The following is a 23,421-nucleotide window of genomic DNA, read 5'->3' as shown; positions in this document are numbered from 1 at the left end:
TGTGAATGTGCGCTGCTCAGTCGCGGCTCAGAAACCGCTCCGCATCCGCCAGCGAATGCAGCAGGGTGGTTTCCTGCGGTGAGCCAATCCAGACGGCGATAGCGCTGTAGTTATCGCTGTTATTGTTTTTCTTCCATGCCTGCTGCATCAGAGCGATCCACTCGCTGGGGGAGTTGACCATGTGCAGCGACTGTTCCAGTTCGGCCTGGCTGAAGCTGTGCCAGAAGCCGTCGGTGCACAGCAGGAAAACGTCGCCGTCTTCCAGCTGCAGCACGTCGCTGTAGGTGGCGTCGCGCTCTTCATTGAGCCCCAGCGCGAAATACAGCAGGTTGCTGTTGATGCCGTTGGTCTGATAACCGGCGTCCTGCATCTGTTGGATCAGGCTGTGGTCGGTGGTGACGGCATGCAGGTAGCCGCGGCGGAACAGATACAGGCGGCTGTCGCCAGCGTGCGCCCAGTAGGCCAGCTGATAATCGCGATCGATAAACAGGCTGACCAGCGTGGTGCCCATCTTGCTGTATTCATCCGACTGCCGCTGCTGCTGGTGGATAGCGGCGTTGGCGCGCGTGATGTGCTGGCGAATGCTCTGGGCGTTCAGGTGCTTTTCGCCGTCGAAGTTTTGCAAAATGGTGTCGCGCGCCAGTTTGGCGGCGATATCGCCGCCCGGAAAGCCGGCGATGCCGTCGCACACCACGAAGCAGGCGGCGCGGTTGCCGAGCACCTCGCCGGTCTGATCCTGGTTGGAGGCGCGGCCGCCCTGGTTGGAGGTAGAGGCTATGGTGATATTCATTACGCGTCCGGTTTGGTCTGTGAGTCTTTGTATTGATTCACTTCAACGTCATAGGCGTGCAGGAAGGCTTCGCCGAACAGGGTGTGGAAATCGTCCTCGATCTCGCCGGAGGTTTGCTGATAGTTCTTCACGAAGTAGTCCCACAGCGCAGCCTTGCGGTTGGCGGGCAGCGACAGGCGCGGCGCCACGCCTTCCTTGCGCGCTTCCTCTTCGAGACGCTCCGGGTTGAACGACTGCAGCATGGCGGCGATGATGGCGCGAATACCGGCGATCATCCCCAGCTGGTGCGCCTGCAGGTCGATCAGCGCGTCGCGCACCGCCTGCTCCGGCGGCATAAAGCCCGGCATCTGGCTGCCGAACATCTGCATCAGCACCGTTTTGCCCGAAGGCAGCAGCTTGAACGGGTTGTTGGCCTCGTCGAGGATCATGGTCATTTCGGCCTTCACGCCGCGCTTGAGGATAGAGCGGGATGACAGCAGGGCGACGGTGCCTTGCGAGAACAGGCTCAGCAGGCGTCCGGCCTGGCGGATCTGTTGTTCGTCGAAGTGCGGCTGCGGCTGCAGATCGTCGAGGCCGATGCCTTGCAACAGCGCCGCCAGCAACGGCCCTTCCAATGTGTCGCCATTCGGCGCGGCGGCATGTTGCCGCTGGGCGGACTGGTAGGCGACCGGATCGATGCCCAGGCGGTTGCCCTGGCGCGGGCGCGGCGGCTGCACGGGTGGTTCCTGCTGGCTGAACTGCGGCGCGGGTTGGGGCTGCGGCTCGGGGATTTGCACGGGCGGTGGCGTCGGCTGTGGGCGCGGCGCTTGCGGTTGTGCGGCGATCGGCGGCGCGGGCGGCTGTACCGGTTCTTCCGGCTGGGCCAGCGGCACGGCGCCGCCCATCAGCAGGCCCAGCGGATCGTTGCTGTTCAACGCTTCTGGCGAAGCGGGCGCGGATGAACCGCCGAACAGCGCCAGCGGATCCAGCTCTTGCTCCGGTTGCTGCGTTTTTTGGGTGGGAGTCGCCGGGCGCGGCGGCGCAGCCTGCTCCGCCAGCAGCGCGCTGGGGGTGGTATCGGCCAGGATGTGTTCGCGCTCAAAGGTGGTGTCGGTGTTGAACAGCGCTGCCGGATCGGTTTGCTGCTGCTGCAGCTGGCGCAGATCGACATCGCCCGCCAGCTGAGCCAGCGGATCGGCTGGGTTCAGCTCGCGAGCGGGGGTATCCAGCAGCGGGTGGCTGCCTGGATTGGCGACCTGCGGCGGTGTGACTGTGGCGGCGGCCGGCGCATTCGGCGTGAATTCTTCCACCAGGCTGTCCCAGATTTCGTTGGGGATTGGCGCGGCGGATTTTTCTTTGGCGGCGGCTGCAGGGGCCGTAACAGCGGCAACGGCGGCGGCCTTGGCCACCGGTTGAGCCTGTGGCGCGGCGTGCTGTTGCAGCGCGCTGACTTCAATCTGGTAATCGTCGATGCCGAGCACGTCGCCGTCCTGCAGTTCAACCTGGCGGCCACGTTCCAGCGGAATGTCGTTCAGCAGCACGCGGGTAACGTTGCCGCGGTTAGTGATGCGGCATTCGCCGTCAGCGGAAATATGCACGATCGCCTGCAGACGGGAAATGGCGCGCTCTTCGTCCGGCAGCACCAGGTTGTTGTCCACGCTGCGGCCGATGGTGCCGCCCGGCGGCAGAAAATCGCAACTGCTCTGCGGCGGAACCTGGCCGCTTTTATTTTTTACAATGGAAAATCGCATAAGGCATTCCTGCTGATTAGGAGGTAGTGCAATAATTAATGATTCGATCTGTGGCTTGCCAAAATTGGCGGGTATTTTGGCAAGCCGTTAAGTTGTTTCTTAACTCGTTCACTAAGGCTTGTTGTGGTCTTAATTTTACGAAATGCTTTTGTTATTAATTGAAGGCTTGTTGATTAGAGAATTGAAATTAGATTTCTTGATTATCCCAAGGTAACTACCCTCTTATAACTAATTTACTGATTAGAGTAGCGAGAAAAGATGACGTTAGCTTCACTGGCGCTCTGCAGTGAAAGACAATCTAAAGTATGGTAAGTCCCTTGAACTGAGCCTTGGCTATTTTTATTTGCGTACTGTTCAGCCAGTTTTTCACCTTGTTCAAATGCATCCATCGGCAGTTTACTCAATTCTAAATAGGCGGAAGCGGAACGGAAGGCGTCTTGTTTGGTTCTTTCTGAGTCAGTGGATTTCCCAATGCAGCGGCTGGTTAACCAATTTTTATATAGTGCCTCTTGCGATAAAGCATTAAGCGAGTTTTCAGCAAGGACTACATGGCTTCCGAGCAGCAGAGACATTAAAAAGTACGTGTATCTTCTCATCCGAGATAACCTTTGATATGAGCCGTCGTTTGAGCAACTCTGATATCAGTTGTCGTCTTTCCCTTGGTATTTCTTGATGATGGCTTGCAACGCTTGGCTGTGTACAAGGTCGATGCACTTTGCCATCGTCATCGGCTCCCCAGACATGCTGTCATAGGGCTTTGCCAGAAATTCTTTTGCCAGCGCCCTGACAGCGGTATGCGCTTCCAGAGAATAATCGCCGAATTCCGTGTAACCCCGAGCAGCGGCGGCGGCATCGTTTTTGACTTCTTTTGCTGAGTACCCCTCGGCGATACAAACGCTAAGCGCGTAGTTTTTGAGGTACTCGGCAGGGGAGTAGTCAATTTTTGTCGCTGCATTAGCGTTCAACGTTGCGGCGATGGCCACAGTCAGTAAGATTCTTTTCACTGATTATTTCCGAGGAGGATTTTCATTTATTCTATCCGGATTGTCTTTCACCCAATTATCATTAGGGCGCTGTACATAGTCTTTCGCAAGTTTGTCAAGATCTTTACTATGGTACATATCCATGCACTTCATTAAGTCTAAGCGGCTTTTCCCATCCTTAGCATTGTAATTCTTTTGCAAGTACTGCTTTGTCAGCGCAATGATAGGGGATTCTTCATCACGAATTGCATAGTATGACCACGCATCGATTCCATTCGATGAGGCAATTGCATCTTTGCTGGCTTCTGGTGATGTCTTATAAGCGACTGAAATGCAGTAGGTTAGAGCGATATCTTTATAGTTTTGCAAATAGTTTCTGTATGCTGCCTGCGGTGGCCACTTTTCAATAGGTTCTTCTTGATTTTTCTGTGCTATAGCACAAGTGGCATATAGACAAAAAAAGGAGATAAGGATTTTTTTCATCTTAATACCCAAAAGTTAGCGTAATTTGTTGTATAGCGAGCTTCTGGTTCATTGAAATAACAATGATCATAACAATCGCCGTTCCCATTCCAGAGCGTAGCATGCCCTCCGGCATCGCTCCAACCTGCAATTTCAAACAATATGATCCCCTTCTTTCCTGCTAATTCACCACCACCTGGAGGAGGGAACTTGACTCGAAGGTCGGGTTTGCCCCAGATCTTTGTCAAATAAGCGATAAGATCTTTAACTCTAAAAAAATACCATTGACGATCGGCACCTGATACGGTCTGATCTTTTACATAAGGAATGGGAAAGCCAGATTTATTCAAGATGTAGCTCATGCGTACAGCGCAGGTGTTTTCCCACTTTCCATTAGGCGCAATATTCATGGCTACACGCCCACCGATAATCTCGGCAACATTCTGAGCTGAATATTGCGCGTTATATATTTTAGTGCTTGCAGCCCATGCGGCTGAAAAAATGGGGCGGTTATTATTCATTGTTATTTCCTATATTAGACCCCCGGCCGTAACCGGGGGGCATACAAATTAAGCTTCGCGGTTTTCCTTGATGTTCCAACCTGCGCTGCTTTCGGCGCCTTTGCCGCCTTTGTCGCTCTGCTCCCAGTATTGCTGTTTCACTTTCGCCGCCTGGAAGGAGTAGGTGACGCCCACGGTGTCTTCGCCGCCTGCGCCGGTGTACTGCACGGCGGTGACCAGCACGTCGTCCAGGGTGATTTTAACGTACTCAACCTGAGTACCGCCCGCCTTGCAGACAGACAACTCAACCTTGGTCAGGTGCTTACCGCTGGAGCAATGCTTCAGCAGCGCCGGGGTTGACTTGTCGACCAGCGCGTTAACGTGCAGATCGTTGAAGCACACTTTACCGGCGCCACCGCCGCCGCCAACGCCCATATTGCCCGGTTGAGAAGCGCCCCAGGAGAAAGAAGTAATGTCGGTCCAGCCTTTGTGATTCGAATCTTTAGATTCGCCGCTGGCACCTTCAACTTTCAGGAACATATCAATAGCCATAGTTTCTTCACTCTTTATTAAGGGTTAACAGTAGTATTAACGTTACGTTGAAAAACTCAGGTAATAGCAGCAGGAATTGCAAGTGTGGTAATGCATTACCAATTTATATCCTTGTGCCATGCACCTTATTAAATACCGAAAACTATCGGTACGGGTTACCGAGCCACTATTAAGTGCTAATGGCTCAATGCTTAATTATTTCGCGTTGTCTGGGTTCAATGTATGTTCTGTTTTTTTTCGATCTGCAAGTATGCAGTTAAACCAAACCTCATGCATTTACTGACAAGCCGATGGAACACTAGCTTAATTCCCAAAACCAGACTTCTTTGCAGTTAAAATAGCAATGGGAATGGCAGGTCAATAGCGAGTTTTCTGGTTCGATCAGATCAATGTGTCCGCCATCATAGTTGGTGATCTTATTGAAGAACACGACGCCTTTTTTATTGCCAATACCTTTCTCTGCATCTGGAGCATTAAAGAAAATTTTGGCTTTGCCAAAACTACTGGAGCGATGCAACTGATCGGCCAGCAGTTTGGCTCCAGGTTCTATCGTTTTACCCTTATAGGCGCCTTTTTTGATTGGCAGGCGGCCTTTGAAGCTGATGCCGGCTTTCAACAGCGCAAGGCTCATGCGGACGGCACAGGTATTGGCATAACCAGGGTTTTGCTTTAGAAGCGTATCAAGCTCATAACCAATCTCGGCGTAAACGGCTTCTGCTGCCAAATATCCCGGGCTAGAGTAATCAGAGGAGTAATGGCTGCTTTTTAGCTGACGATATAATGGTTTCATGCTTTGCCTCCTTTGCAGGGGAAGCGAGTCGCCAGAGCCTCTTCAATCAGGGAGGCTGCCCTTTCGTGCAGGCGCGCAGCGGGAAGTTTATTAAAGAATTCGAACACAAACTCCTGCAGAGTGACGGTTTGTAGCTGGCTGTATTGGCACCAGCTTTTTCCTTCCGTCGCGTCCAGCACGCCCAGCAAATAAATCCGCGCTTTCTCTTTTTCCTGTTTATCTGCACTGCGATAGAAACGGAAAAAGTCGCTGCCTGGCAGATTGACATCATCGGACGTCAAATGCTGTCTCGTTGTCTGCTCTGCGAAAGCTGGCGGCGCGGCGGAGAGCGAACAGACGACTGCCAACAGCGATGCCAGATAAAACCGTTTTGTCTTCATCTTTCTTTCCCTGTGATGAGGTTGATGTATCAGCCAGGCCGCACTATCGCGGCCTGACTTCAGCCCATCAGGACGCGTCGTTTTGCTTCAGCGAAGGCAGCTTCGACACCAGGCGCAGGGAGACGGTCAGGCCTTCCAGCTGGTAGTGCGGGCGCAGGAAGAACTTGGCGCTGTAATAGCCCGGGTTGTCTTCGATCTCTTCCACCTGCACTTCCGCCGCGGCCAGCGGTTTGCGCGACTTGGTTTCCTGCGAGGAGTTGGCCGGATCGCCGTCCACGTAGTTCATGATCCAGTCGTTCAGCCAGCGTTCCATGTCGTCGCGCTCGCGGAAGGAGCCAATTTTGTCGCGCACGATGCACTTCAGGTAATGCGCGAAGCGGCAGCAGGCGAACAGGTACGGCAGGCGCGCGGAAAGCTGGGCATTGGCGGAGGCGTCGGCATCGTAGTATTCCGCCGGCTTCTGCAGCGACTGCGCGCCGATAAAGGCGGCGAAGTCGGAGTTTTTGCGGTGCACCAGCGGCATAAAGCCGTTTTTGGCCAGCTCGGCTTCGCGGCGATCGCTGATGGCGATCTCAGTCGGGCACTTCATGTCCACGCCGCCGTCGTCGCTCGGGAAGGTGTGGCACGGCAGGTTTTCCACCGCGCCGCCGGATTCCACCCCGCGAATGGCGGTGCACCAGCCGAACTCTTTGAACGAACGGTTGATGTTGGCGGCCATGGCGTAGGCGGCGTTGGTCCAGGTGTAGTTGCCGTGGGTCGCGCCGTCGGTGTCTTCTTCGAAGTCAAACTCGTCCACCGGGTTGGTGCGGATGCCGTACGGCAGGCGCGCCAGGAAGCGCGGCATCACCAGGCCCAGGTAGCGCGCGTCTTCCGACTCGCGCAGGCTGCGCCAGGCGGCGTACTCGGTGTTCTGGAAAATCTTGGTCAGATCGCGCGGGTTGGAGAGCTCCTGCCAGGACTCCATCTGCATCACGCTTGGCGCGGTGCCGGCGATGAACGGGCAGTGCGAGGCGGCGCCGATCTTGGCCATTTCGCCCAGCAGCTCCACGTCCTGCGGGCTGTGATCGAAGTAGTAGTCGCCCACCAGGCAGCCGAACGGTTCGCCGCCGAACTGGCCATACTCTTCTTCGTAGACTTTCTTGAAGATCGGGCTCTGGTCCCAGCCCACGCCTTTATAACGCTTCAGCGTGCGGCCCAGCTCCTGCTTGGAAATGCTCATGAAGCGGATCTTCAGCATCTCGTCGGTTTCGGAGTTGTTGACCAGATAATGCAGGCCGTGCCAGGCGCCTTCCAGCTTCTGGAAGTCGTCGTGGTGAATGATCTGGTTGATCTGCTGCGACAGCTTTTCGTCGATTTCCGCGATCAGCGCCTGGATGGTGCGGTAGGCGTCGGAAGAAACGGTGACGGTGTTTTCCAGCGCCTGCTGCGCCAGGGTTTTCACCGCGTTCTCGACTGCTTCTTTGGCCTGATCGGTCTTCGGCCGGAACTCTTTGTTCAGCAGCGCGCTGAATTCATCGCTGGAAAAAGTCTCGGTGGTCTGCAACGCATTTTGTTGCTGAGGCGAGTTGCTCATCGATTAATCCTCACGCTCGTTGTTTTCGTCGTTAACCGCCGGCTTCGGCGCGTCGGTCAGGGATTGCAGCAGCGCCGGATTTTGCAGGATCTTGGAGATCAGCTCTTCGGCGCCGTTCTTGCCGTCCATGTAGGACAGCAGGTTGGAAAGCTGGGTGCGGGCGTCCAGCAGATTGTCCAGCGCGTCGACCTTGCGGGCGATGGCGGCGGGGGAGAAGTCTTCCATGCTTTCGAAGGTCAGATCGATGTTCAGCTTGCCTTCGCCGGTCAGGGTGTTGTCGACCTGATAAGCGACGCGCGGCTTCAGCGATTTCATGCGCTCGTCGAAGTTGTCGACGTCGATCTCCATGAACTTGCGCTCTTCCACGCTGGCTTGCGGATCGACCGCTTTCCCCACCAGATCCGCCATCACGCCCATCACGAACGGCAGCTGGATTTTGCGCTCTGCGCCATAAATTTCGACATCGTATTCAATCTGTACGCGCGGCGCGCGGTTGCGGGCGATGAATTTCTGCCCGCTGCGGGATTTCGAGTTTGACATGATTTACTCCATCTAATGGCGATTGGGAACGCGCCTCGTCCGGCTGGGAGAGTCAGGTTCTGATTCGGGTCTGCGCAGGGGCAGACGGTATCGGATGCGTCAAGAGAACAAAGGTCGGCGGCTAGCTGTTCTCCTCGTTGTCGGGGCGACCGAGAATGGTCTCCAGTTGGTTAAGCCCATCGGGCGCCAAATCGCGGACGATTTGCATAAAGTCCAGCGTAATCAACCGCTGGACCCGATCGATCATCAGCGGCGCCGGGTGGCTCGGCTCATGAAGACGAAAATAGTTTTTCACCTTGTCCAGCATCAGCTGGGCGTCGTCGCGCGACTGGATCTGCGCGCTGCGCCAGTTGAGCGGGGCGGTGGCGCTCTGCACGGCGGCGGGTGGCTGCACGGCGGCGGCTTCCGGCAAGGCGTCGGGTTCGGCGGCGGCCGGGGCATCGCTCTGGCCGGCGAGCGCCACCAGAGAAAAGACCTTGGTCAGCGCGCTCATTTCCGGCAGCGCGCTTTCCCCCAGATGGCGGGTCACTTCGCTGCGTATGGCGGACAGGGTGTTGGCGATGCGCGCCACCAGGGCGCCTTCGGGGCGATCCTGCTGCGCCAGCTCATCCTGCAGCCGTGCGCGGCCGCCGGGAAAGTTGGGGCACTCCTGCTTGCTGCCGTCGAGCAGGGCGCCGGCATCGCGCAGCGAGATTTCACCGGCGGCGCTTTTCAGCAGCGGCGCGGCGCGCACGCTGGCGGCCAGCGCGGCCTTGTCGCCAAGGTCGGCCAGCGCGTTGATACGAAACAGTGGGTCGGCCTCGCCGTCGAACTCCAGCGGCGGCTGCAGGGCGTCCCAGTAACGGGCCATCGACTGGTGGATCAGCGTCAGCCCGTCGGCGTAGCCCGGCAACCCGCGCAGCTGGGTCCAGGCGCGGGTGAGATACAGCATGACGCGCAGGTCTTTGGTACGCGCCAGCAGCGAGGTCGCGAGGCGTTCGACCTGCACCCAATCCGGCGCTTCTTCCGGGATGATGGTGCTGCCGAACTGTTGTTCGGCCTTGCCGGTGGCGGCTTGTTCCATCGCCAGAAAGTCGGCGTCGTATTCCAGGTTGTCGCCGCAGGGATTGTCCGCGTCGACCGGGGCCAGCAGGGTATCGGTGTCGATAGCCATAAAATTTCCTTCAACGAGCGATGTTAATCAAACATTTGCGGGTACTGGCCGCCGCGGCCGGGGCGCGCCCAGCCGTTGGGCTCGAACAGCAGTGAAAACAGCTGCACGGTGAGGTTGCCGCTGTGCACGTGGGTGTAGAGCGGGTGTCCGTCGGCCTGATTGGTCCACCAGAAACTGGTGTACTGCGCCGGGTCGAAACAGTCGGCGGCCTGTTGCCAGCCGAGGCCCGGCACGTCCGGATGCTGGAAACCGATAATTGACAATATCTCGGAATCCGCTTCCGCCGGCGGGCTGGGCAGCGCCGGGATCGCCTGCAACGTGCGGTCGATCTGCTCGGCGGAGAAACCGTTGCGCACGCCGTTCAGCAGGGTATAACCGAGCTGTTGGTACCAGCTCGCCGCCATGTTCAGCTGTTGCGGCCGCCAATCCTGTTGGCTGAACAGGCGCAGCGCGCAGATCGGGTAGCGTCGCCCGACGCGATCGCGCGCCGGCAACAGGCAACCCATCTGCACGTACGGGCTGCCGAGCGTGGCGGGGATCACGAAGTTCCACACCGGTGCGTTGCTGAACGGGTGGCCGTTCGGCCCCTGCGCATCGCGCTGCAAATTCACCAGCCCGTTATGGAACCAGTGGGCCCAGTTGTTGACCACCGGATCGGGCAGGCGGCGTTGCAGGAAGTCGCCGGCGGAAGGGAGTTTGCCGTACCAGCCGATGCTCGTCGGGGCGCTTGAATCAGTGCTCATGGTCATGTCCTTTCGGGGCTACGGGCACGAGAAGGCCGGCAGTTGGAACGGATTGCGAATGCTGTTGGGCGTGAACTCCAGCGTGACGCGGTGGCCGTCGAGATTGAAGGTCGCCTGGCGGCCGAGGCCGCCGGTGCCCGAAGATTGCGCCATGTCTACCAGGCGGTTCAGCGCCCACGGCCCGCTGGTCACCAGGCTGGCGGTGGTGCCGTTGGCCAGCGCCAGCTGCAAATGCACCTGGTTGGTATTGCGGGTGCCCGGCCAACTGACCACCAGCGGCACCTGTGGGCCGTGGCTGTATTTGAACAGCTGGCCGTCGATATCCAGCGTCAGGTTGAGGATATCGTTATCCATCCGCACCGGCCGCACGGTCACGCGGTAAGAGGGCGTCGCGGTACCGTTGGCGAAGAAGGCGTCGCGGATGCGCTGCGCCTGCTGGAAGGAACGCAGGATGCCTTCGCCGCCGGGCAGCGTCTTGCCGTCCACGCCAGGGGTAAAGCGCCAGTTGGCGCGGGTGGTGTCGACCTTGCCCTGCAGGTTGTCGCGGAAGAAGCTGTCCATCAGCCCGCTGTTCGGCGCGAACATGCGCGCCAGATCGTCCGGCGTCACTTCCTGGCGCGCCCGTGCCACCAGCGGATAACGGCCGGCGATCGCCTGGCGGCAGAAACTGCCGACCTCGAAGCTGATGCGCTTTTTCACGTTCTCCATCTCTTTGCGCTGGGTGTCGCTGCTGGCGCCGATCGCCAGCGACAGCAGCATCTGTTTGAACGGCACCGGCAAGCGGCCGGATTCGGCCTGCAGACGCGGGATGATGTCGCTCGGTGGCGCCGACATGCCGCTGTTGGCCGCGCCCTGAACCGCCGTCAGATAGCTGTACAGCTCATCGACCTGCTTGAGCACGCTGTCGAAAGGGATCGCCTTATTGCCTTCGCCCTGGCTTTGCGCTAGCTCCAGCAGCGGCGCGAAGTGCGCCATCACCAGCTGTTCCGGCTGGGCGGATACGTCGCCGTCGGCGTTGGCCGGCCGGTTGGTGAACAGCGCTTCCAGCGTGCGGTTGGCGTTTTGATTCAGTCTGTCTTCGGTTTTGGCCAGCAGCGAGCGGGAGTCGGCGTCGCTTTTCTCGTCGCGCAGGGTGACGTTTTTGCTGACGTTGACCAGCAGGTTACGCATCGGCGACGGGTTGCCGGACAGCAGGCGCGCGCTGCTGATGCGCTGGGTCAGGTTGCCGATGTTGGCCAGTTGGATATCCCCCAGCAGCTCATCCCAGGCGCTGATGAAGTCCTGCATGTACAGCTGGCGGATGGTTTTGGTCAAATCAGCGCTCTTCTGCTCCGGCGTCTGGCTGTTCAACACCCAGACGTCTTCCTTGCGCAGGGTGTCGGTCACCGGATCGATGTTGTCGTTGAACGCTTTCCAATACCCCTGCGAGGTAAACAGGCCCGGCACGCCGTCGGTCACCGGTTTGCCGCTTTTGCGGCTGAACGCCAGCTCGGTCTGCGGGCCGGCCAAATCGACCAGGCTGACCGGCTTGATGTCGGTCTGCTTCAGCAGCAGGCGCTTGAGGCGGCCGTAGACGCGCTGCGACAGCGGCGCCCGGTTGATGGCGGCCTGCGCCTGCGCCACCAGCGGGTCGTCTTTGGCGTAAGGCGAGGCCTGGATCTGCGCATCCAGCAGCTGGCCCAAATGCCATTCGATCTGCTGCAGCTGTTTCTGGGTGCTGCCCTGCGGCAGGTTGCGCTGCAGGTTGAGCATCACCCAGGCGCGCAGGAATTTGCCGTCGTACTGCTTCGGCAGATACAGCATCTGGTAGGCCTTCAGCGCTTCGTAGCTGAAGTCCGCATCGCCGTGGTTGTCGTTGCGCAGCGTGGTGGCGATCTGTTGCGCCACCTGCGGCAGCAGCAGCTCTTTCAGCGCTTTTTGGTACAGCGCATTGCCGGCGTCGCTCACCTGATCGCCGCGGAACAGCCCCATGCGGTAGGTGAACGGCGGATCGTCCAGCGAAAAGTTCTGGCTGTCCGGCAGGTGCAGCAGGCTGTTGAGGAACGGCAGCAGCGAGAACATGTCGCCGTTGCCCAACTGCGTCAGGTTTTGCCCCTGGCGCTCGACGCCGGGCACCTTGGCGGCCACTTCCGCCAGATAGGCCTTGTTGTTGCCGTAGCTGGTGAACCAGAGCATCGCCAGCACCGCCAGGATCACCGCCAGCGCGATGTAACCCGCCCAGTGCAGGGCGCGGTTGCGGTATTCCCACCAGCGGTTGCTGCCCGCCAGCCCGGATTCCTGGAAGACCACCGATTCCAACGTCTCTTTCAGGAAGAAGCTTTGGCCCTTGGCCGCCGGGATTGGCGCTTCCTGGCCCACGCTGTCCCAGGCCGCGTTGGCCTGCGCCCCTGAGTTTGCCGTCGGCAGCTGCAGATAGCGGTTCAGCTCGCCCATCACCCGGTCGAACGGCAGGCCTTCCTGCGTGCCGCTGGTGAAATAGATGCCGCGCGGGGTAAAGCGGGTTTCAAAACTGGAGGTGGCGAACACCTGCTCCAGGTATTGGCCGAGCAGCGGGCGCAGCGCGGCGAACTCCTGCGGGAACAGGTAGCTTTCGGCGCGCTGGCGCGCGTCGTGCTCCATCAGCAGCGTATCAGGCAGCGCCGCGTCCAGCCGCTGTTGCAGCAGGGCGTATTGCTGTTCGAAAGCGGCGTTCAGGTTGAAGTCCGGCTGCCGCGAGCGCTCGTAAGGGAAGGTGAACCCCCAGATCTGGTCGCGCTGTGCTTTGTCGAAGCTGCCGAAGTAGGCCATAAAGCCGTTGAGCAGGTCGGTTTTGGTGACCAGCACATAGACCGGGAAGTGAATGCCCAGCTGTTCGTGCAGTTCGATCAGGCGTTTGCGCAGCGCGCTGGCCTGGGCGGCGCGCGCTTCGGCGCTGTCGCTCAGCAGATCGGCGACGCTGATGGTCACCATCACGCCGTTGATCGGCTGACGGGTGCGGTATTTTTTCAGCAGCGCGACGAAGCTTTGCCACTCGCCGGCGTCTTCTTCGCGCTGGCTTTCCTGCGTGGTGTAGCGGCCGGCGGTGTCGAGCAGCACGGCGTCGTTGGTAAACCACCAGTCGCAGTTGCGGGTGCCGCCCACGCCGCGCAGCGCGGATTTGCCGAAGCGATCCGCCAGCGGGAAGTGCAGGCCGGAGTTGACCAGCGCGGTGGTCTTGCCGGCGCCGGGCGCGCCGATGATCACATACCACGGCAGCTGGTACAGGTACTGGCGGCTAAAGCGGGTCATCCAGCGGTGTTTGCCGTCGCCCTGGCCCGGTGTGAAGCGCGCCTTTTTCAGCAGCTGCGCCGCTTCGTCGAAGCGCTGCGCCAACTGATCGTCTTGTTTGACCTCGGGCTTGCCGTCTTCCGCCGGCACCGCTTCGGCGGCGCGCAGGTTGCTCAGCAGGCGGCTGTTGAACCAGGCGCTGTAGAGGCGCGGGATCAGGCGGCACAGGAACCAGATCAGGTAGATAACGCCGATGGCGATCTGGCGGTTGAGTTCCGGCTCCAGCGGGCGATAGTCGCCGATGGCCACCAGCGGGCCGATCATCCAGATGATGAACGCCAGCGCGGTAATGCCGACAAAGCCCCACAGCAGGCGGCTGGTGATGATGGAGAATAACGTACTGAGCATTACTTTCCGGTTCCTTGCGGCAAGCCGTTGATTTCCGCCTGGGTATTTTCCGGGGCGACCAACAGCGTAATTTCTACCCGGCGGTTCAACGCGCGGTTCACTTTGTTATCGTTCGGCGCGACGGGATTGCTCTCGCCGCGGCCCTCGGCCTTGACACGCTGCGGGTTGGCGAGGTGCTTTTGCAACCGGGCGCTGACCGCTTCGGCGCGCGCCAGCGACAGCTCCCAGTTGGAGGCGAAACGGGCGCTGCGGATCGGCACGTTGTCGCTGTAGCCGGTGACCAGGATTTTGCCGCTGACGCCGTTCATGGCGGCGGCGATGCGGTCGATAACCGGAATATAGTTGGCGCGCACCGTGGTGGCGGCGGAGTCGAACAGCCCGTCGCCTTTGAGGATTACCACGCTTTGCTGCGCTTCGTCGCGCACCACCACCAGCCCTTCGGCGATCTCTTTGCGCAGGAAGCTTTTCAGGCTCAGCGTCGGCGGTGCGGCCGGCGCCGGGTTACCGATCGCCACCTGCGGCAGATTGGTTTGGTAAATCGCCGCCAGCACCGGGCTGGTGTTGTCGCCCAGCCGCCAGTTGAGGGCGATGAACAGCAGCGAAGCCAGGAAGCCGGTCAGCGCCACGCAGGCCCACAGCGGCACCAGCGGGCGCCACAGTTTCTGCTGTACCGGCAGATCCAGCGCATGGGGCGACAGCGGCGGGGCATAGCCGCCGCGCACCGACCGGATCAGCTGCAGCAGGCGCTGCTTCATGGTTTCCAGCTGCGAGCGGCCGTTTTCCATCACCCGGTAGCGGCCTTCAAAGCCCAGCAGCAGGCAATAATTGATCAGCTCCAGCAGGTTGATGTGCTCGCGCGGGCTTTGCGACAGCTTGGCCAGCAGCTGGAAGAATTTCTCGCCGCCCCAGGTTTCGTTATGGAAGGTCACCAGCAGCCCGCTGCCGGACCACACGCTGTTGCTGCCCCACGGGGTCAGCGCCGCCGCTTCATCCAGCGCGGTGCACAGGCAATAACGCGCGCCGATGATCACCTCGTACGGCAGGTTGGCGCGTTGGCCGCGGATCTCGAAGCGGCGCATTTCGTCGATCAGCTGTTGGCGCAGCTGCGCCGGGTTGGCGTGCGTGGCCGACTGGCGGATCTGCGAAATGGCGTTCAGCAGCGGGTTGGCGGCGTCCACCAGCGGGTTGGCCGCCGGCGCCATGCTATTTTCCTGAGTCATAGGTTACCGGTCCGTATGGCTGCGAATCGCCCAAAATTCCATGTCCAGCCCCGGGAATTCGCCCGCCAGGTGCAGAGCGAAGGCGCTGGATTTTTCCATCTGTTTCCACAGGTCGCCGCCTTTTTCCAGCTCGAAGTAGGTGTAGCCTGCGTGATAGGGGATCTGGCGCGGCGCGGCGGGCATGGTGCGCAAACCGATGCCCGGCAGCTGCAGCTGCACCAAATCGCGGATGCGCGTGACCGGGGCGATCTTCATCTGCGCCGGGAAATGGGTCAGCAACACCTCGGCGGCCACGTCGGCGCGCACCGCCAGTACGAAGCCGAAGTCGCGCATCATTTTGGCGTCCTGCACGGTGGCGACGTTCAGCCCGTGGGAGCGTTCGACCAGCGTCAGCTGAATGGCGTTGTCTTCCAGCACCACCGACAGCCCCTGGCGCAGCAACAGCATCAGCTTGCCGAAGCACAGCGCCAGGTTGTCGTGGTCATACACCGGCAGACGGCCTTCCGGGGTACGCTGCGCCGAGAAGCTGGCGAGCTCGGTGGCGAACTGCAGCCAATCGGCGAACAGGCGCTCCGGGTGCAGATGGTCGAGGTGGTAGGCGTGGCTCACCTGGCCGAGGTGGCGGTTGATCAGCTGCAGCAGCATGAAATCGACCATTTCGGAACTGCCGCCGCGGCCCGGCTGCAGCAGGCGCTGGCTCATCTGCTGGCTGCGCTGTTGCAGCAGGCCCTGCAGATCGTTGATGAAGGTTTTCAGTACCGGGTTGCCCTGGCAGTTCAGCATCGGCGGGATCTGCGCGGTATCGAGGCGCAGGCTGTTGTCGCCGCGTTTTTCCAGCACGCGGGTCACGCCGAGCGCCGTCCATTCGGCGTTGAGCTCGCTCTCCAGCATCAGCCGCAGGCGCAGGCGGCCAAACTGCAGCGCCGCGCTGCCCACCGAGACGGCGTTGAGATCGTCGACTTCATTCTCGTAAGCCAGATAGCGCGCCAGCGCCTCCGGGCTTTCCTGAAAGATCACGTCTTCACGCCCCGCGCGGTAGGTCGGCAGGGCCAGCACCACGTTTTCGCCGGTCTTGTTTTCGGCGATGGTCAGCGGCGCGGGCGCCTGCTGGGCGCCGGCGAAGCGAAACGGCGTGCCGTCCGGCATGATGCCGCTGGCGGCGTTGAGGGCAATCTTGCCCTGGCGCAGCAGCGTTTGGTCCAGATCCAGGGTCAGGAAACCCCAGAAACAGCCGCTGTGGGCCTGGCCCCAGTTGCGCATATAGCCTTCGAGATAGTTTTCCGCCTGCTGGAAATGGTGGGGGCGCAAAAACATCCCCTCCGTCCAGACAACCTTATGAGCATCTTTCATCATCACACCTATAGTTACTTCGCTTCAGCGCAGCGGTAGGTCAGTCGACCTTTTTTACGGGGCGCAGGCCACTCACGCCCGCGACGATATGCGCTTCCAGCTCATCCGGCGAGAATTGCCATACCTTGTAGAAATTGGTTTCGGTGGGTTCCGGCAGCGGCAGTGAAAGGCGCCAGGTTTTGCCGTCCAGATTTTGATATTCGGCGATCACGCCGATGTAGCGCGCATCCAACGCGCTTTGCCCACCGAGTTTTTTGCCGGTCTGGCCCGGCGTCAGGAAGAACTGATCGCTGTCCAGCAGGCTGTTGCCGAGCACGCTTTTGGCGTCGTTTTGCAGACTGAAGAAGTCGGCATCCATGAATTCCGCATCCGAACGCAGCAGCAGCACGCGAATTTTTATCGGCGCCGGTTGCGCGCCGGCGGCGGCGTTGACCTGGCGATCGGCATCGAACACCAGGCTGTATCGCGACGGCACGCTTTTGGCGGAAGACATGCAGCCGCCGAGCGCCAACGCGCTCAGCAGCAGAAAAAGCATCCCGCACCAGCGGGAAGCGATAGGGGTCGTCATCATGGGAATCTCGTCGCCCGCAGGCGTGCTGACTACTGGAGGATCCAGGTGGCTGAGCCGGCGTTTTTACACGCCTTGCTGTCGCCGCCGACTTTGACGCAGTCCTGTTTGGCGGCGCGCGCGCGGCGCGGCAGATCTTTGCGCAGCGTCGATTTGTAGCGCGCTTCCGGTACGCCGGCGTTGGCCTGGATGTAACCCACCAGGTCGCCGCCCCGGATGGCGGAGATCGCCAGCCAGTTGTTTTCCACTTCGCCCAGCGCGTAGAACGCGGCGGCGTTGTCCAGGCTGCCGACGGCGGTGCCGGTATAATTCGGGCTGCTCATGATGCTGGCGGCGTACAGGCTGCGGTACTCCTCACCGATCGGCTTGAACTGTTGCGGCGCGCTCACTGCGGCGCGGTGCTTTAGCGTGACGCCGTTGACCTCACTGCTGACGATGGCGTCGTTATTGAGCGCCGGCGGCGGTGGCGGCGGCGTGGAACAACCGGCAAGCGTCAGGGCGGTCAGCAGCGTCAGGGTAATCCGTGTTTTCACAATGTCCTCTTCTTGTTTAATGGCTGTGTAATAGGGCGCCGTCATCAGGGCGCAAGCAGCAACACTTTTAATTGGCTCGGCACGATGCGCATGCCGAGCGCGTTGGTGGAATTTTGCAGGCTGAGGCTGGTCAGCCGGGTGGCCGGGGTGCCTTTGAGCAGCACGGTAAAGGCGCCGGTCAGGTGGCGGGACGGCCCCATCACTGTCCCGGAGGCGACGCCGGTGGCCACGCCGGGGTTGTCGCCGTTGGTCAGCGGCGTCACCGTCGCCATGTTGTGCGCCGGGGTGCCGACGAACAGAATGTTGAACGCGTTCGGAATGGCGGTCGGCGCCAGGGCGATATCCGGGTAGGGCACGGGTACTGGCGCCGGGCTTGGCGTCAGACAGACGTCGGGAAACGCCAGGTCCACGCCGATCATTTGGCTGTTGGCAAACATAAAAGGCCTCCGCAGGTTATCCGACGTGGATTTGTTCCGAATCCAGCTTGGTGATGTCTTTTGAAGTAATGAGCGTGTTGCGGGCATGAATGCGGGCGTAATCTTCCGCCTGGTAATCCAGCTGCCCGGCGCGCACGTGCTCGGTCTGGCGCACTTTGCGGAACAGCGAATGGCTGATCTGGCTGACCGAATGCCACAGCGACTCGCAGCGTTTGCCGACCAGGCGGCTGATGCTGACGAAGGCCGACAGCTCTTCGCCGCTGTATTTCATCTTGTCGACCTGGCAGTCGCCGCTGTTGGCCTGCAGCGTCATGGCGTCGCCGCTCAGTTTCAGCGCCTGCGCGCCGTGCAGCGACAGTGAGCCGCTCGGCGTTTCAATGTGCAGATCGCCTGCAACGCTCAGCCGCGCCGCGCTTTGCGGTTCCGCGCGCTCAAGGACGGCGATCGCCCACAGCTGGTGGCCGCAGCCGGCGACCAGCACGTTATCGCCGAGTGCCGGCGTCAGCAGGCAGCTCGCCGCCCGGCGGCAATGCCAGCCGCGGCCTTCGCACTCCACCACCAGACTGCCGTCCGGCAACAGGTTGACGACCTGGCCGGCGGCCTGCTGGGGCGGTGCGATGTTGACGGCGCGGGTTGTGTTGGCAACGCTCATGGTGATCCCCTCGTGAAGTGGTCAATGCATTCAGATTCGGCTCTGGCGCTGTGCGCTCCAGGTTTCGGCGGCGTACAGCTCTTCGTCGCGCTCGAGAATTCCGCTGCGATCGCCCCAGCGCGTTTGCTGCTGATGGGCGCGGTGCATGCGGGTGCGCATAAAGCGCGCGCGGCGGAAATCGGCGGCGCCGATGTCGGCATAACAGAAGTCGGCGTAGGTCAGGTCGCTGTCGCTGAAATCACAGCGCGCCGCGCGGCTGTGCTGGAATACGCATTGATACAGGCGCGCCTGGTTGAAGCTGGCGGCGTCCAACGTCGCTTCGCTGAAGATCGCCTGATCGAACTGCCCGCCGCGGCACTGCGCGTGGGTCAGATTGGCCTCCAGCCACAGTGACTGCTGCGCCTGCACGCCCGCCAGGTTGGCGCGCCGCAGCGAAGCGCCCTTGAAGTTGCTTTGACGCAGCGTCGCCTGGCTGAAATCGACGTCGTCCAGTTGGTTATCGGTAAACTGGCAGGCGATCAGGCGCTGCCCGGCGTAACTTTTGCCGCGGTGGTCACATTCGAAAAACGTGACGCGGTCGAAATCTGCCCCTTCAAACCGCGTGTCACGGAGGTTTAATCGGAAGAACGTGACAAGAGATAACCGCGCCTGATTCAACGCAGCGCCGTCGAGCGGGCTTTCGTAAAAGGTGGTGCGATCGTGCTGAGTGGCGGAAAAATTCGCGCCGGCCAATTGGCATGACATCCAGTGGCTTTGGTTGAGCGCCAGCCGGCTGAAGTCGCCCTGTTCAAGCCGGCAGTCGTTGAACATCGTCAGTTCGATATGGCTCTCGCTGAAGCGGCCGCCCGACATGGCGCACTGGTTGAAGGCCGTTTGCTTCAGGTTCGCCCGTGCAAATTGCGCCTGTTCGAGCCGGCAATTGCTGAAGACGCTGTCGCGCAGATCGCAATCGGAGAAGTTCACGCCGTTCAGGTTCAGTTCATTGAACATGCCGCCGGCCAAATCCATACCGGCGAATGACAGGCCGTGCAAATCCTCACCGGCAATCAGCTCGCCGCGTTTCACGCGCTGGCGTATTTGCTCTGGCTTTGAGATCATACTTCCTTCCCGTTGTGGCGAGGCAATGTTTTCACCCTGGCGGTATAGGCGCCCTCGAGCCGGGTCGCCTGATCCACTTGCGACTGCGACAGGTCGGCCCGGAACAGATTGGCGCCCTGCAGGTCGGCGCCCGACAGCACGCATTTTTGCAGGAGCGCCGCAATGAAATTGGCGTCGCGCAGGTTGGCGCGAGACAGATCGCTGCGAATGAACAGGCTGCCGCTGCCGTTGGCCTGACGGAAATCGGCGTCGTTCAACCGGGTTTCCGACAGGTCGCAATTATTGAGACGCGCACGGCTGAAATTGGCCCGCTGCAACGGCATCTGGCGTAAATTGCACTGGTTTAGCGTCGCGTCGCTGAAATCCGCCTGCGGCAGCAGCGTCTTTGCCGCGAAGGCGCAGGCCGTGAGGCGTGCGGCGCGGAAGCTGAGGCTTTGCGTCTCGGTATCAACCCAGGCGCAGCTTTCCAGCCGCGCCCGATCGAAGTTCACCGCCTGCAAGCGGCATTTGACGAAGCTGACTTTTTCGAGCCGGGCGTGGCTGAATGTCAGCTGCTCCAGTTGCAGCTCCATCAGCGTAATGTTGGCCAGCGTGGCGCGGCTGAAATCACACTGCCCGAGCAAGGTTTCGTATCCCAGCAAATCGCGTAATGAGGCCATCGTGAAATCGCAGCGTTGAAACAACGTTTGCTGAATGTTGGTTTCGTGCAGCTGTGCGCCGCCGAAATCCGTCGCTTCGCATTTCGCCAGGGCCAAAGAGGCGTGGCTCAGATCGGCCTGCTGCAAGACGGCACCGCTGAGATCGGCGCGCGCCAGCATCGCCTCGCGAAGGTCACAACCCACCAGTTGGGTTTGGCGCAGATTGGCGTTTTCCAGCAAAGCGCCGCGCAAGTTAGCCTGGCAGAGATCCATGCCGGACAGATCGGCGCCGGTGAGATCAAGACCGCTGAGATCCTTATCACGCAGCATGGCGGCGGTGACGCGTTGGCGAATGATTTGCGCCAGATCGCCGCTTAAACGCAGCGCAGGGCTTTGCGCCTGTGCCGACATTAAATACATTTGGTGCAGCGCACGCTCGCTTTCCCCCAGCTGTTTTTCGCTGAACGCATCGGGATGCCGGCGCGCCTCCTGGAACAGCAGATCGCGCTGCTGCTGGTAGCTTTCCGCACCGGATGGCGGCACGTGATCCCCACCGGGATTGCGCGGATCGATACCCTCGGCTTGCGCCAGCTTGAGCATGTCCTGATACTGCGCCTCGGCCTGGCTTTCCAGACGCTCGACGAATTCGGCAAGCTCGTCCAGCTTCGGCGGCGCGTCTTGCGACGGCAGCGGGAACAGTTCATCGATGTCCTGGCCTTCACGCAGCAGGCGCTGGCGGTGCTCTTCGCGCTGCCGGTGCTCGTAGGCGGCGATATTTTCCGCCATCGGGCTTTGCTGCGTCGGCGTTTCCGTATCCAGCCAGGCGCCGATGCACGCTTCCGGCAACAACTCTTGCTCACGAAACGCGTGCAGAGCCCCCCGTTCCTTATCCAGCCGCTGGGTCAACACCTGCCGATAATGCGCGGTGGAGCGGGGCTCGCCTTCGATTTCCAAAGCCGGCATCAGCTGCATTACGTCGGCGGCATCGTCTTCATTGATGCGTGTGCTGCCCTGATAAATCAGCAGCATCTGTTCCAGATGCGGGAAGAACCAGACGGTGGTGTGGCGCATCGCGATTTCTTCGAAATGCGTTTCGTCGCCGCGCAGCCGGTTGATGAAACAGCGTGTGCGCCACGGCGGCAAATGACCTTGCTGCACCGGTTCTGAAGGGTGCATGTTCCAAATTCGATAGGCGGCGCGGGGCGGCAAGCTGTCGCGTTGAGGAAACTGCTGATCGCTTTCCGCCATGTTGAACAGGCGCCAGTCGATATCGTTGGCGAAGCCGGGAAAGCCGTTTTTCAACCAGTCGGCGTCGTAGTTTTTACCGATGCGGGAGAAGCGGCGCGGCCAGGTGAGATCCAACGCGTCAAAGCTTGCCGGTTGCGCGCTTTGCCGAGGAGACGCGAGGCGCCCCTGCAGCGGTTCAATATTGGGTAGGCGATGGATGCGGCCCTGCGGAAATGTTTCTGGAGTGGCGCCGATGCCGTGCGGATTATCGGCGAACTGGGTGCCGCCGTAAGCCCGGCGCCAGTCCAGACGCATTTCTGCAAAAGGGAGGGGAGTGGAGGGACGATCGTTGATCCAATGGCGATCGCCGAAAACCACCAGCGTTTTTTCCAGCGAATCCAGCTGGATCTTTACGGCGCAAGCGGTTTTGTCTTGTTGATGGTGGGTGTAGGCGTTACCGGTGGCGAGAAACTCCGCGCAGGCTTTGGGGATAGCCAAATCGAGCACGCCGCCGCTCAGCGTGAGTTCTTCGGCGGCCAACTGCCACAGCTCCGGTTCGGGGCGCAGGCGCGGGGAAGCCCCCATATCGGCCAAGGCCAAAACGGAAACGCCCAGATGGTTTTGCCCTTGCCAAGAGAAGGGGCGATGAAGCGCGCTGAGGCGCAGAGGTTTTACGACTTTCATTGTGTGTGTAAAGCTTCCTGTGGATATCAGCTGGCAGCCAGGCTGCTGCTCAAAAACAATCCGTTTTTCGGTTTAATAGATATCAGGCTATGTCACAACAGATGAAGAAAACGATGCGGCGTTCAGCGCCGATCGTTAATGCGGGGAGGGCCCCGCTTCGAAAGGGATGATCAAGAGGACAGTGCGCCGTCCTTCCCGTTTATTCCGCGAGCCAACAGTACGGCGGCGACGGACAATGCCGCGGCGATCGCCTTGGCGATAAATTGGCCGGCGCTCTCCAGGTGATAGGGGGCAAAAAATTCGACGTCGGCGGTGCCCAGAATCAGCAGCGCGGCGAGCGCCGCAAAACAGGGCAGCTCTATCACCAGCGCCAGTCTGCCGGTGGGCGCCGCACCCAGGTAACCCATCAAAAAGCCGGGCAAAATCAGGAACCCGATCAATTCTGCGGGGGCATTCACCGCAGACATCACCTGCTGGTTGTATTTCAGCAGCGCCAGCATCAGCGCGACAAAGATCAGCAACCGCGCAGGCAACGCGGCCGCTCGGTTGGCCGACAAAAAGGTTTTGCCGATCGCGGCGAGCAAGACGCAGCCAACCAGGATGCCAAAGAAGGTAAACAGGATTTGTCCCCAGAGGCTGTCCTGCGTCGAAAAGGCAATGAACGCGCCCATCGTGACACTTCCTTATGCAAGGTGAGTTAGCGAACCGATGAACGATAAGCCGTTGGCAGAGCGTTGCAATCGGATCGCGTGATTGAAAGGAGCCTTTTCGCTCAAAGCCGGGAAAGCTCTTCGATCACCGCTTTTTTGGGGTTCTTCGGGTCGTACTTGATCGCGGTGAAATGGCCCGGCTGATAACGCGGCAGATCCACGACGCTGATCGGGCCTTTCGCCACGGCCGTATGGTTTTTTCCGTCTTGGGCGATGTATTTGACTTCGACTTCGCAGACCGGCCGATTCCCGTCCCACAGGTTGGTCTGGCGAATGCTGACGATTTGCCCGGAGGCGGAAATACCGTTCTCCATCACGCTGAGGGAAGAACCGATATGTTTGAAATAACCCCAGATATCGACCGTGATGAATTTGAAAAAACCCACCAGGCTGAGGATAGGAGCCAATAAAATCAACCCGATAACGGTGAGAACATTTTTGGCCTTCGACATGG

At 60.1% G+C, this 23,421-nt stretch carries 24 protein-coding genes; all 24 read right to left on the bottom strand.

Translation table 11 applies throughout. The features are described 5' to 3' along the window. Positions 1 to 16: 16 nt before the first annotated feature. On the bottom strand, positions 17 to 790 hold the full coding sequence (locus tag ACJ8HH_RS10805; RefSeq protein ID WP_015378289.1) for a PP2C family protein-serine/threonine phosphatase: 774 nt from the start codon (positions 788 to 790) through the stop codon (positions 17 to 19). After that, positions 790 to 2,520, bottom strand: coding sequence for a type VI secretion system-associated FHA domain protein TagH (tagH, locus tag ACJ8HH_RS10800; RefSeq protein WP_033647811.1), 1,731 nt, complete (start codon positions 2,518 to 2,520; stop codon positions 790 to 792). The genes ACJ8HH_RS10805 and tagH overlap by 1 nt, the downstream gene beginning before the upstream one ends. A 233-nt stretch (positions 2,521 to 2,753) precedes the next feature. After that, entirely contained in the window at positions 2,754 to 3,092 is a 339-nt protein-coding gene (locus tag ACJ8HH_RS10795; RefSeq protein ID WP_223181965.1) for a T6SS amidase immunity protein Tai4 family protein, read from the bottom strand. Between the two features lie 69 nt (positions 3,093 to 3,161). Then, entirely contained in the window at positions 3,162 to 3,509 is a 348-nt protein-coding gene (locus ACJ8HH_RS10790) for a T6SS amidase immunity protein Tai4 family protein (RefSeq protein ID WP_196239299.1), read from the bottom strand. A gap of 18 nt (positions 3,510 to 3,527) precedes the next feature. Beyond that, positions 3,528 to 3,986: a T6SS amidase immunity protein Tai4 family protein gene (locus ACJ8HH_RS10785; protein ID WP_033653617.1), complete on the bottom strand. Its 459-nt coding sequence runs from the start codon at positions 3,984 to 3,986 to the stop codon at positions 3,528 to 3,530. Beyond that, the gene (locus ACJ8HH_RS10780; protein WP_071883819.1) at positions 3,983 to 4,486 is read right to left on the bottom strand and encodes a type VI secretion system amidase effector protein Tae4; all 504 of its coding nucleotides are present in this window, start codon (positions 4,484 to 4,486) and stop codon (positions 3,983 to 3,985) included. Before ACJ8HH_RS10780 ends, ACJ8HH_RS10785 begins: the two co-directional genes overlap by 4 nt. A 48-nt stretch (positions 4,487 to 4,534) precedes the next feature. Beyond that, positions 4,535 to 5,017 (bottom strand): Hcp family type VI secretion system effector, encoded by a 483-nt coding sequence (locus ACJ8HH_RS10775; RefSeq protein ID WP_004961372.1) that lies wholly within the window; start codon positions 5,015 to 5,017, stop codon positions 4,535 to 4,537. Positions 5,018 to 5,315: 298 nt separating this feature from the next. Continuing rightward, positions 5,316 to 5,807, bottom strand: a complete 492-nt coding sequence (locus tag ACJ8HH_RS10770; protein WP_025159845.1) for a T6SS effector amidase Tae4 family protein — start codon at positions 5,805 to 5,807, stop codon at positions 5,316 to 5,318. Continuing rightward, positions 5,804 to 6,187: a Rap1a/Tai family immunity protein gene (locus ACJ8HH_RS10765; protein WP_049194641.1), complete on the bottom strand. Its 384-nt coding sequence runs from the start codon at positions 6,185 to 6,187 to the stop codon at positions 5,804 to 5,806. Before ACJ8HH_RS10765 ends, ACJ8HH_RS10770 begins: the two co-directional genes overlap by 4 nt. Positions 6,188 to 6,254: 67 nt before the next feature. Further along, positions 6,255 to 7,760 carry a type VI secretion system contractile sheath large subunit gene (gene tssC / locus ACJ8HH_RS10760; protein WP_016927259.1) on the bottom strand — a complete coding sequence of 502 codons (1,506 nt, stop codon included), beginning with the start codon at positions 7,758 to 7,760 and terminating at the stop codon, positions 6,255 to 6,257. 3 nt (positions 7,761 to 7,763) lie between these two features. Further along, positions 7,764 to 8,300 (bottom strand): type VI secretion system contractile sheath small subunit, encoded by a 537-nt coding sequence (gene tssB, locus ACJ8HH_RS10755; RefSeq protein WP_033635026.1) that lies wholly within the window; start codon positions 8,298 to 8,300, stop codon positions 7,764 to 7,766. Positions 8,301 to 8,421: 121 nt separating this feature from the next. Beyond that, positions 8,422 to 9,453, bottom strand: a complete 1,032-nt coding sequence (tssA, locus tag ACJ8HH_RS10750; RefSeq protein WP_033647809.1) for a type VI secretion system protein TssA — start codon at positions 9,451 to 9,453, stop codon at positions 8,422 to 8,424. A gap of 23 nt (positions 9,454 to 9,476) precedes the next feature. Beyond that, the gene (gene tagF / locus ACJ8HH_RS10745) at positions 9,477 to 10,196 is read right to left on the bottom strand and encodes a type VI secretion system-associated protein TagF (protein WP_033647808.1); all 720 of its coding nucleotides are present in this window, start codon (positions 10,194 to 10,196) and stop codon (positions 9,477 to 9,479) included. Positions 10,197 to 10,214: 18 nt separating this feature from the next. Continuing rightward, positions 10,215 to 13,850 carry a type VI secretion system membrane subunit TssM gene (gene tssM, locus ACJ8HH_RS10740; protein ID WP_033647806.1) on the bottom strand — a complete coding sequence of 1,212 codons (3,636 nt, stop codon included), beginning with the start codon at positions 13,848 to 13,850 and terminating at the stop codon, positions 10,215 to 10,217. Next, positions 13,850 to 15,052 (bottom strand): DotU family type VI secretion system protein, encoded by a 1,203-nt coding sequence (locus ACJ8HH_RS10735; RefSeq protein ID WP_049272050.1) that lies wholly within the window; start codon positions 15,050 to 15,052, stop codon positions 13,850 to 13,852. The genes tssM and ACJ8HH_RS10735 overlap by 1 nt, the downstream gene beginning before the upstream one ends. A gap of 21 nt (positions 15,053 to 15,073) precedes the next feature. Continuing rightward, positions 15,074 to 16,420, bottom strand: coding sequence for a type VI secretion system baseplate subunit TssK (gene tssK / locus ACJ8HH_RS10730; protein WP_033638522.1), 1,347 nt, complete (start codon positions 16,418 to 16,420; stop codon positions 15,074 to 15,076). 40 nt (positions 16,421 to 16,460) lie between these two features. After that, positions 16,461 to 16,991 carry a type VI secretion system lipoprotein TssJ gene (gene tssJ / locus ACJ8HH_RS10725; protein WP_050438933.1) on the bottom strand — a complete coding sequence of 177 codons (531 nt, stop codon included), beginning with the start codon at positions 16,989 to 16,991 and terminating at the stop codon, positions 16,461 to 16,463. 29 nt (positions 16,992 to 17,020) lie between these two features. Further along, entirely contained in the window at positions 17,021 to 17,521 is a 501-nt protein-coding gene (gene tagV / locus ACJ8HH_RS10720) for a type VI secretion system accessory protein TagV (protein ID WP_033638520.1), read from the bottom strand. A gap of 44 nt (positions 17,522 to 17,565) precedes the next feature. Next, positions 17,566 to 17,958: a DUF4150 domain-containing protein gene (locus ACJ8HH_RS10715; protein WP_004934933.1), complete on the bottom strand. Its 393-nt coding sequence runs from the start codon at positions 17,956 to 17,958 to the stop codon at positions 17,566 to 17,568. Positions 17,959 to 17,974: 16 nt separating this feature from the next. Then, on the bottom strand, positions 17,975 to 18,610 hold the full coding sequence (locus ACJ8HH_RS10710) for a DUF3540 domain-containing protein (protein ID WP_033653621.1): 636 nt from the start codon (positions 18,608 to 18,610) through the stop codon (positions 17,975 to 17,977). A gap of 30 nt (positions 18,611 to 18,640) precedes the next feature. Then, positions 18,641 to 19,708, bottom strand: a complete 1,068-nt coding sequence (locus tag ACJ8HH_RS10705; RefSeq protein ID WP_048321732.1) for a pentapeptide repeat-containing protein — start codon at positions 19,706 to 19,708, stop codon at positions 18,641 to 18,643. After that, positions 19,705 to 22,257 (bottom strand): DUF2169 family type VI secretion system accessory protein, encoded by a 2,553-nt coding sequence (locus ACJ8HH_RS10700; protein WP_060451647.1) that lies wholly within the window; start codon positions 22,255 to 22,257, stop codon positions 19,705 to 19,707. The genes ACJ8HH_RS10705 and ACJ8HH_RS10700 overlap by 4 nt, the downstream gene beginning before the upstream one ends. A 170-nt stretch (positions 22,258 to 22,427) precedes the next feature. Further along, positions 22,428 to 22,928 (bottom strand): hypothetical protein, encoded by a 501-nt coding sequence (locus ACJ8HH_RS10695; RefSeq protein WP_060436443.1) that lies wholly within the window; start codon positions 22,926 to 22,928, stop codon positions 22,428 to 22,430. A 101-nt stretch (positions 22,929 to 23,029) separates the two neighbouring features. Continuing rightward, entirely contained in the window at positions 23,030 to 23,419 is a 390-nt protein-coding gene (locus ACJ8HH_RS10690) for a DUF3592 domain-containing protein (protein ID WP_033647801.1), read from the bottom strand. Positions 23,420 to 23,421 lie beyond the last annotated feature (2 nt).

This window comes from Serratia sp. CY32780 (assembly GCF_052169135.1).
GTDB lineage: Bacteria > Pseudomonadota > Gammaproteobacteria > Enterobacterales > Enterobacteriaceae > Serratia > Serratia sarumanii.
Note: the sequence above shows the minus strand (reverse complement) of the source record. Positions and strands in the feature narration are given on the sequence as shown.

Bases quoted from the DNA above. Each gene is read 5' to 3' on its own strand.
- ACJ8HH_RS10770 (WP_025159845.1), bottom strand. From the start codon at position 5,807: ATGAAACCATTATATCGTCAGCTAAAAAGCAGCCATTACTCCTCTGAT.
- ACJ8HH_RS10780 (WP_071883819.1), bottom strand. From the start codon at position 4,486: ATGAATAATAACCGCCCCATTTTTTCAGCCGCATGGGCTGCAAGCACT.
- ACJ8HH_RS10715 (WP_004934933.1), bottom strand. From the start codon at position 17,958: ATGTTTGCCAACAGCCAAATGATCGGCGTGGACCTGGCGTTTCCCGAC.
- tagH (WP_033647811.1), bottom strand. From the start codon at position 2,520: ATGCGATTTTCCATTGTAAAAAATAAAAGCGGCCAGGTTCCGCCGCAG.
- ACJ8HH_RS10785 (WP_033653617.1), bottom strand. From the start codon at position 3,986: ATGAAAAAAATCCTTATCTCCTTTTTTTGTCTATATGCCACTTGTGCT.
- tssK (WP_033638522.1), bottom strand. From the start codon at position 16,420: ATGAAAGATGCTCATAAGGTTGTCTGGACGGAGGGGATGTTTTTGCGC.
- tssC (WP_016927259.1), bottom strand. From the start codon at position 7,760: ATGAGCAACTCGCCTCAGCAACAAAATGCGTTGCAGACCACCGAGACT.
- ACJ8HH_RS10795 (WP_223181965.1), bottom strand. From the start codon at position 3,092: ATGTCTCTGCTGCTCGGAAGCCATGTAGTCCTTGCTGAAAACTCGCTT.
- ACJ8HH_RS10700 (WP_060451647.1), bottom strand. From the start codon at position 22,257: ATGAAAGTCGTAAAACCTCTGCGCCTCAGCGCGCTTCATCGCCCCTTC.
- tssM (WP_033647806.1), bottom strand. From the start codon at position 13,850: ATGCTCAGTACGTTATTCTCCATCATCACCAGCCGCCTGCTGTGGGGC.
- ACJ8HH_RS10695 (WP_060436443.1), bottom strand. From the start codon at position 22,928: ATGGGCGCGTTCATTGCCTTTTCGACGCAGGACAGCCTCTGGGGACAA.
- ACJ8HH_RS10710 (WP_033653621.1), bottom strand. From the start codon at position 18,610: ATGAGCGTTGCCAACACAACCCGCGCCGTCAACATCGCACCGCCCCAG.
- tssJ (WP_050438933.1), bottom strand. From the start codon at position 16,991: ATGATGACGACCCCTATCGCTTCCCGCTGGTGCGGGATGCTTTTTCTG.
- ACJ8HH_RS10705 (WP_048321732.1), bottom strand. From the start codon at position 19,708: ATGATCTCAAAGCCAGAGCAAATACGCCAGCGCGTGAAACGCGGCGAG.
- tssA (WP_033647809.1), bottom strand. From the start codon at position 9,453: ATGGCTATCGACACCGATACCCTGCTGGCCCCGGTCGACGCGGACAAT.
- ACJ8HH_RS10805 (WP_015378289.1), bottom strand. From the start codon at position 790: ATGAATATCACCATAGCCTCTACCTCCAACCAGGGCGGCCGCGCCTCC.
- ACJ8HH_RS10735 (WP_049272050.1), bottom strand. From the start codon at position 15,052: ATGGCGCCGGCGGCCAACCCGCTGGTGGACGCCGCCAACCCGCTGCTG.
- tagF (WP_033647808.1), bottom strand. From the start codon at position 10,196: ATGAGCACTGATTCAAGCGCCCCGACGAGCATCGGCTGGTACGGCAAA.
- ACJ8HH_RS10775 (WP_004961372.1), bottom strand. From the start codon at position 5,017: ATGGCTATTGATATGTTCCTGAAAGTTGAAGGTGCCAGCGGCGAATCT.
- tssB (WP_033635026.1), bottom strand. From the start codon at position 8,300: ATGTCAAACTCGAAATCCCGCAGCGGGCAGAAATTCATCGCCCGCAAC.
- ACJ8HH_RS10765 (WP_049194641.1), bottom strand. From the start codon at position 6,187: ATGAAGACAAAACGGTTTTATCTGGCATCGCTGTTGGCAGTCGTCTGT.
- ACJ8HH_RS10690 (WP_033647801.1), bottom strand. From the start codon at position 23,419: ATGTCGAAGGCCAAAAATGTTCTCACCGTTATCGGGTTGATTTTATTG.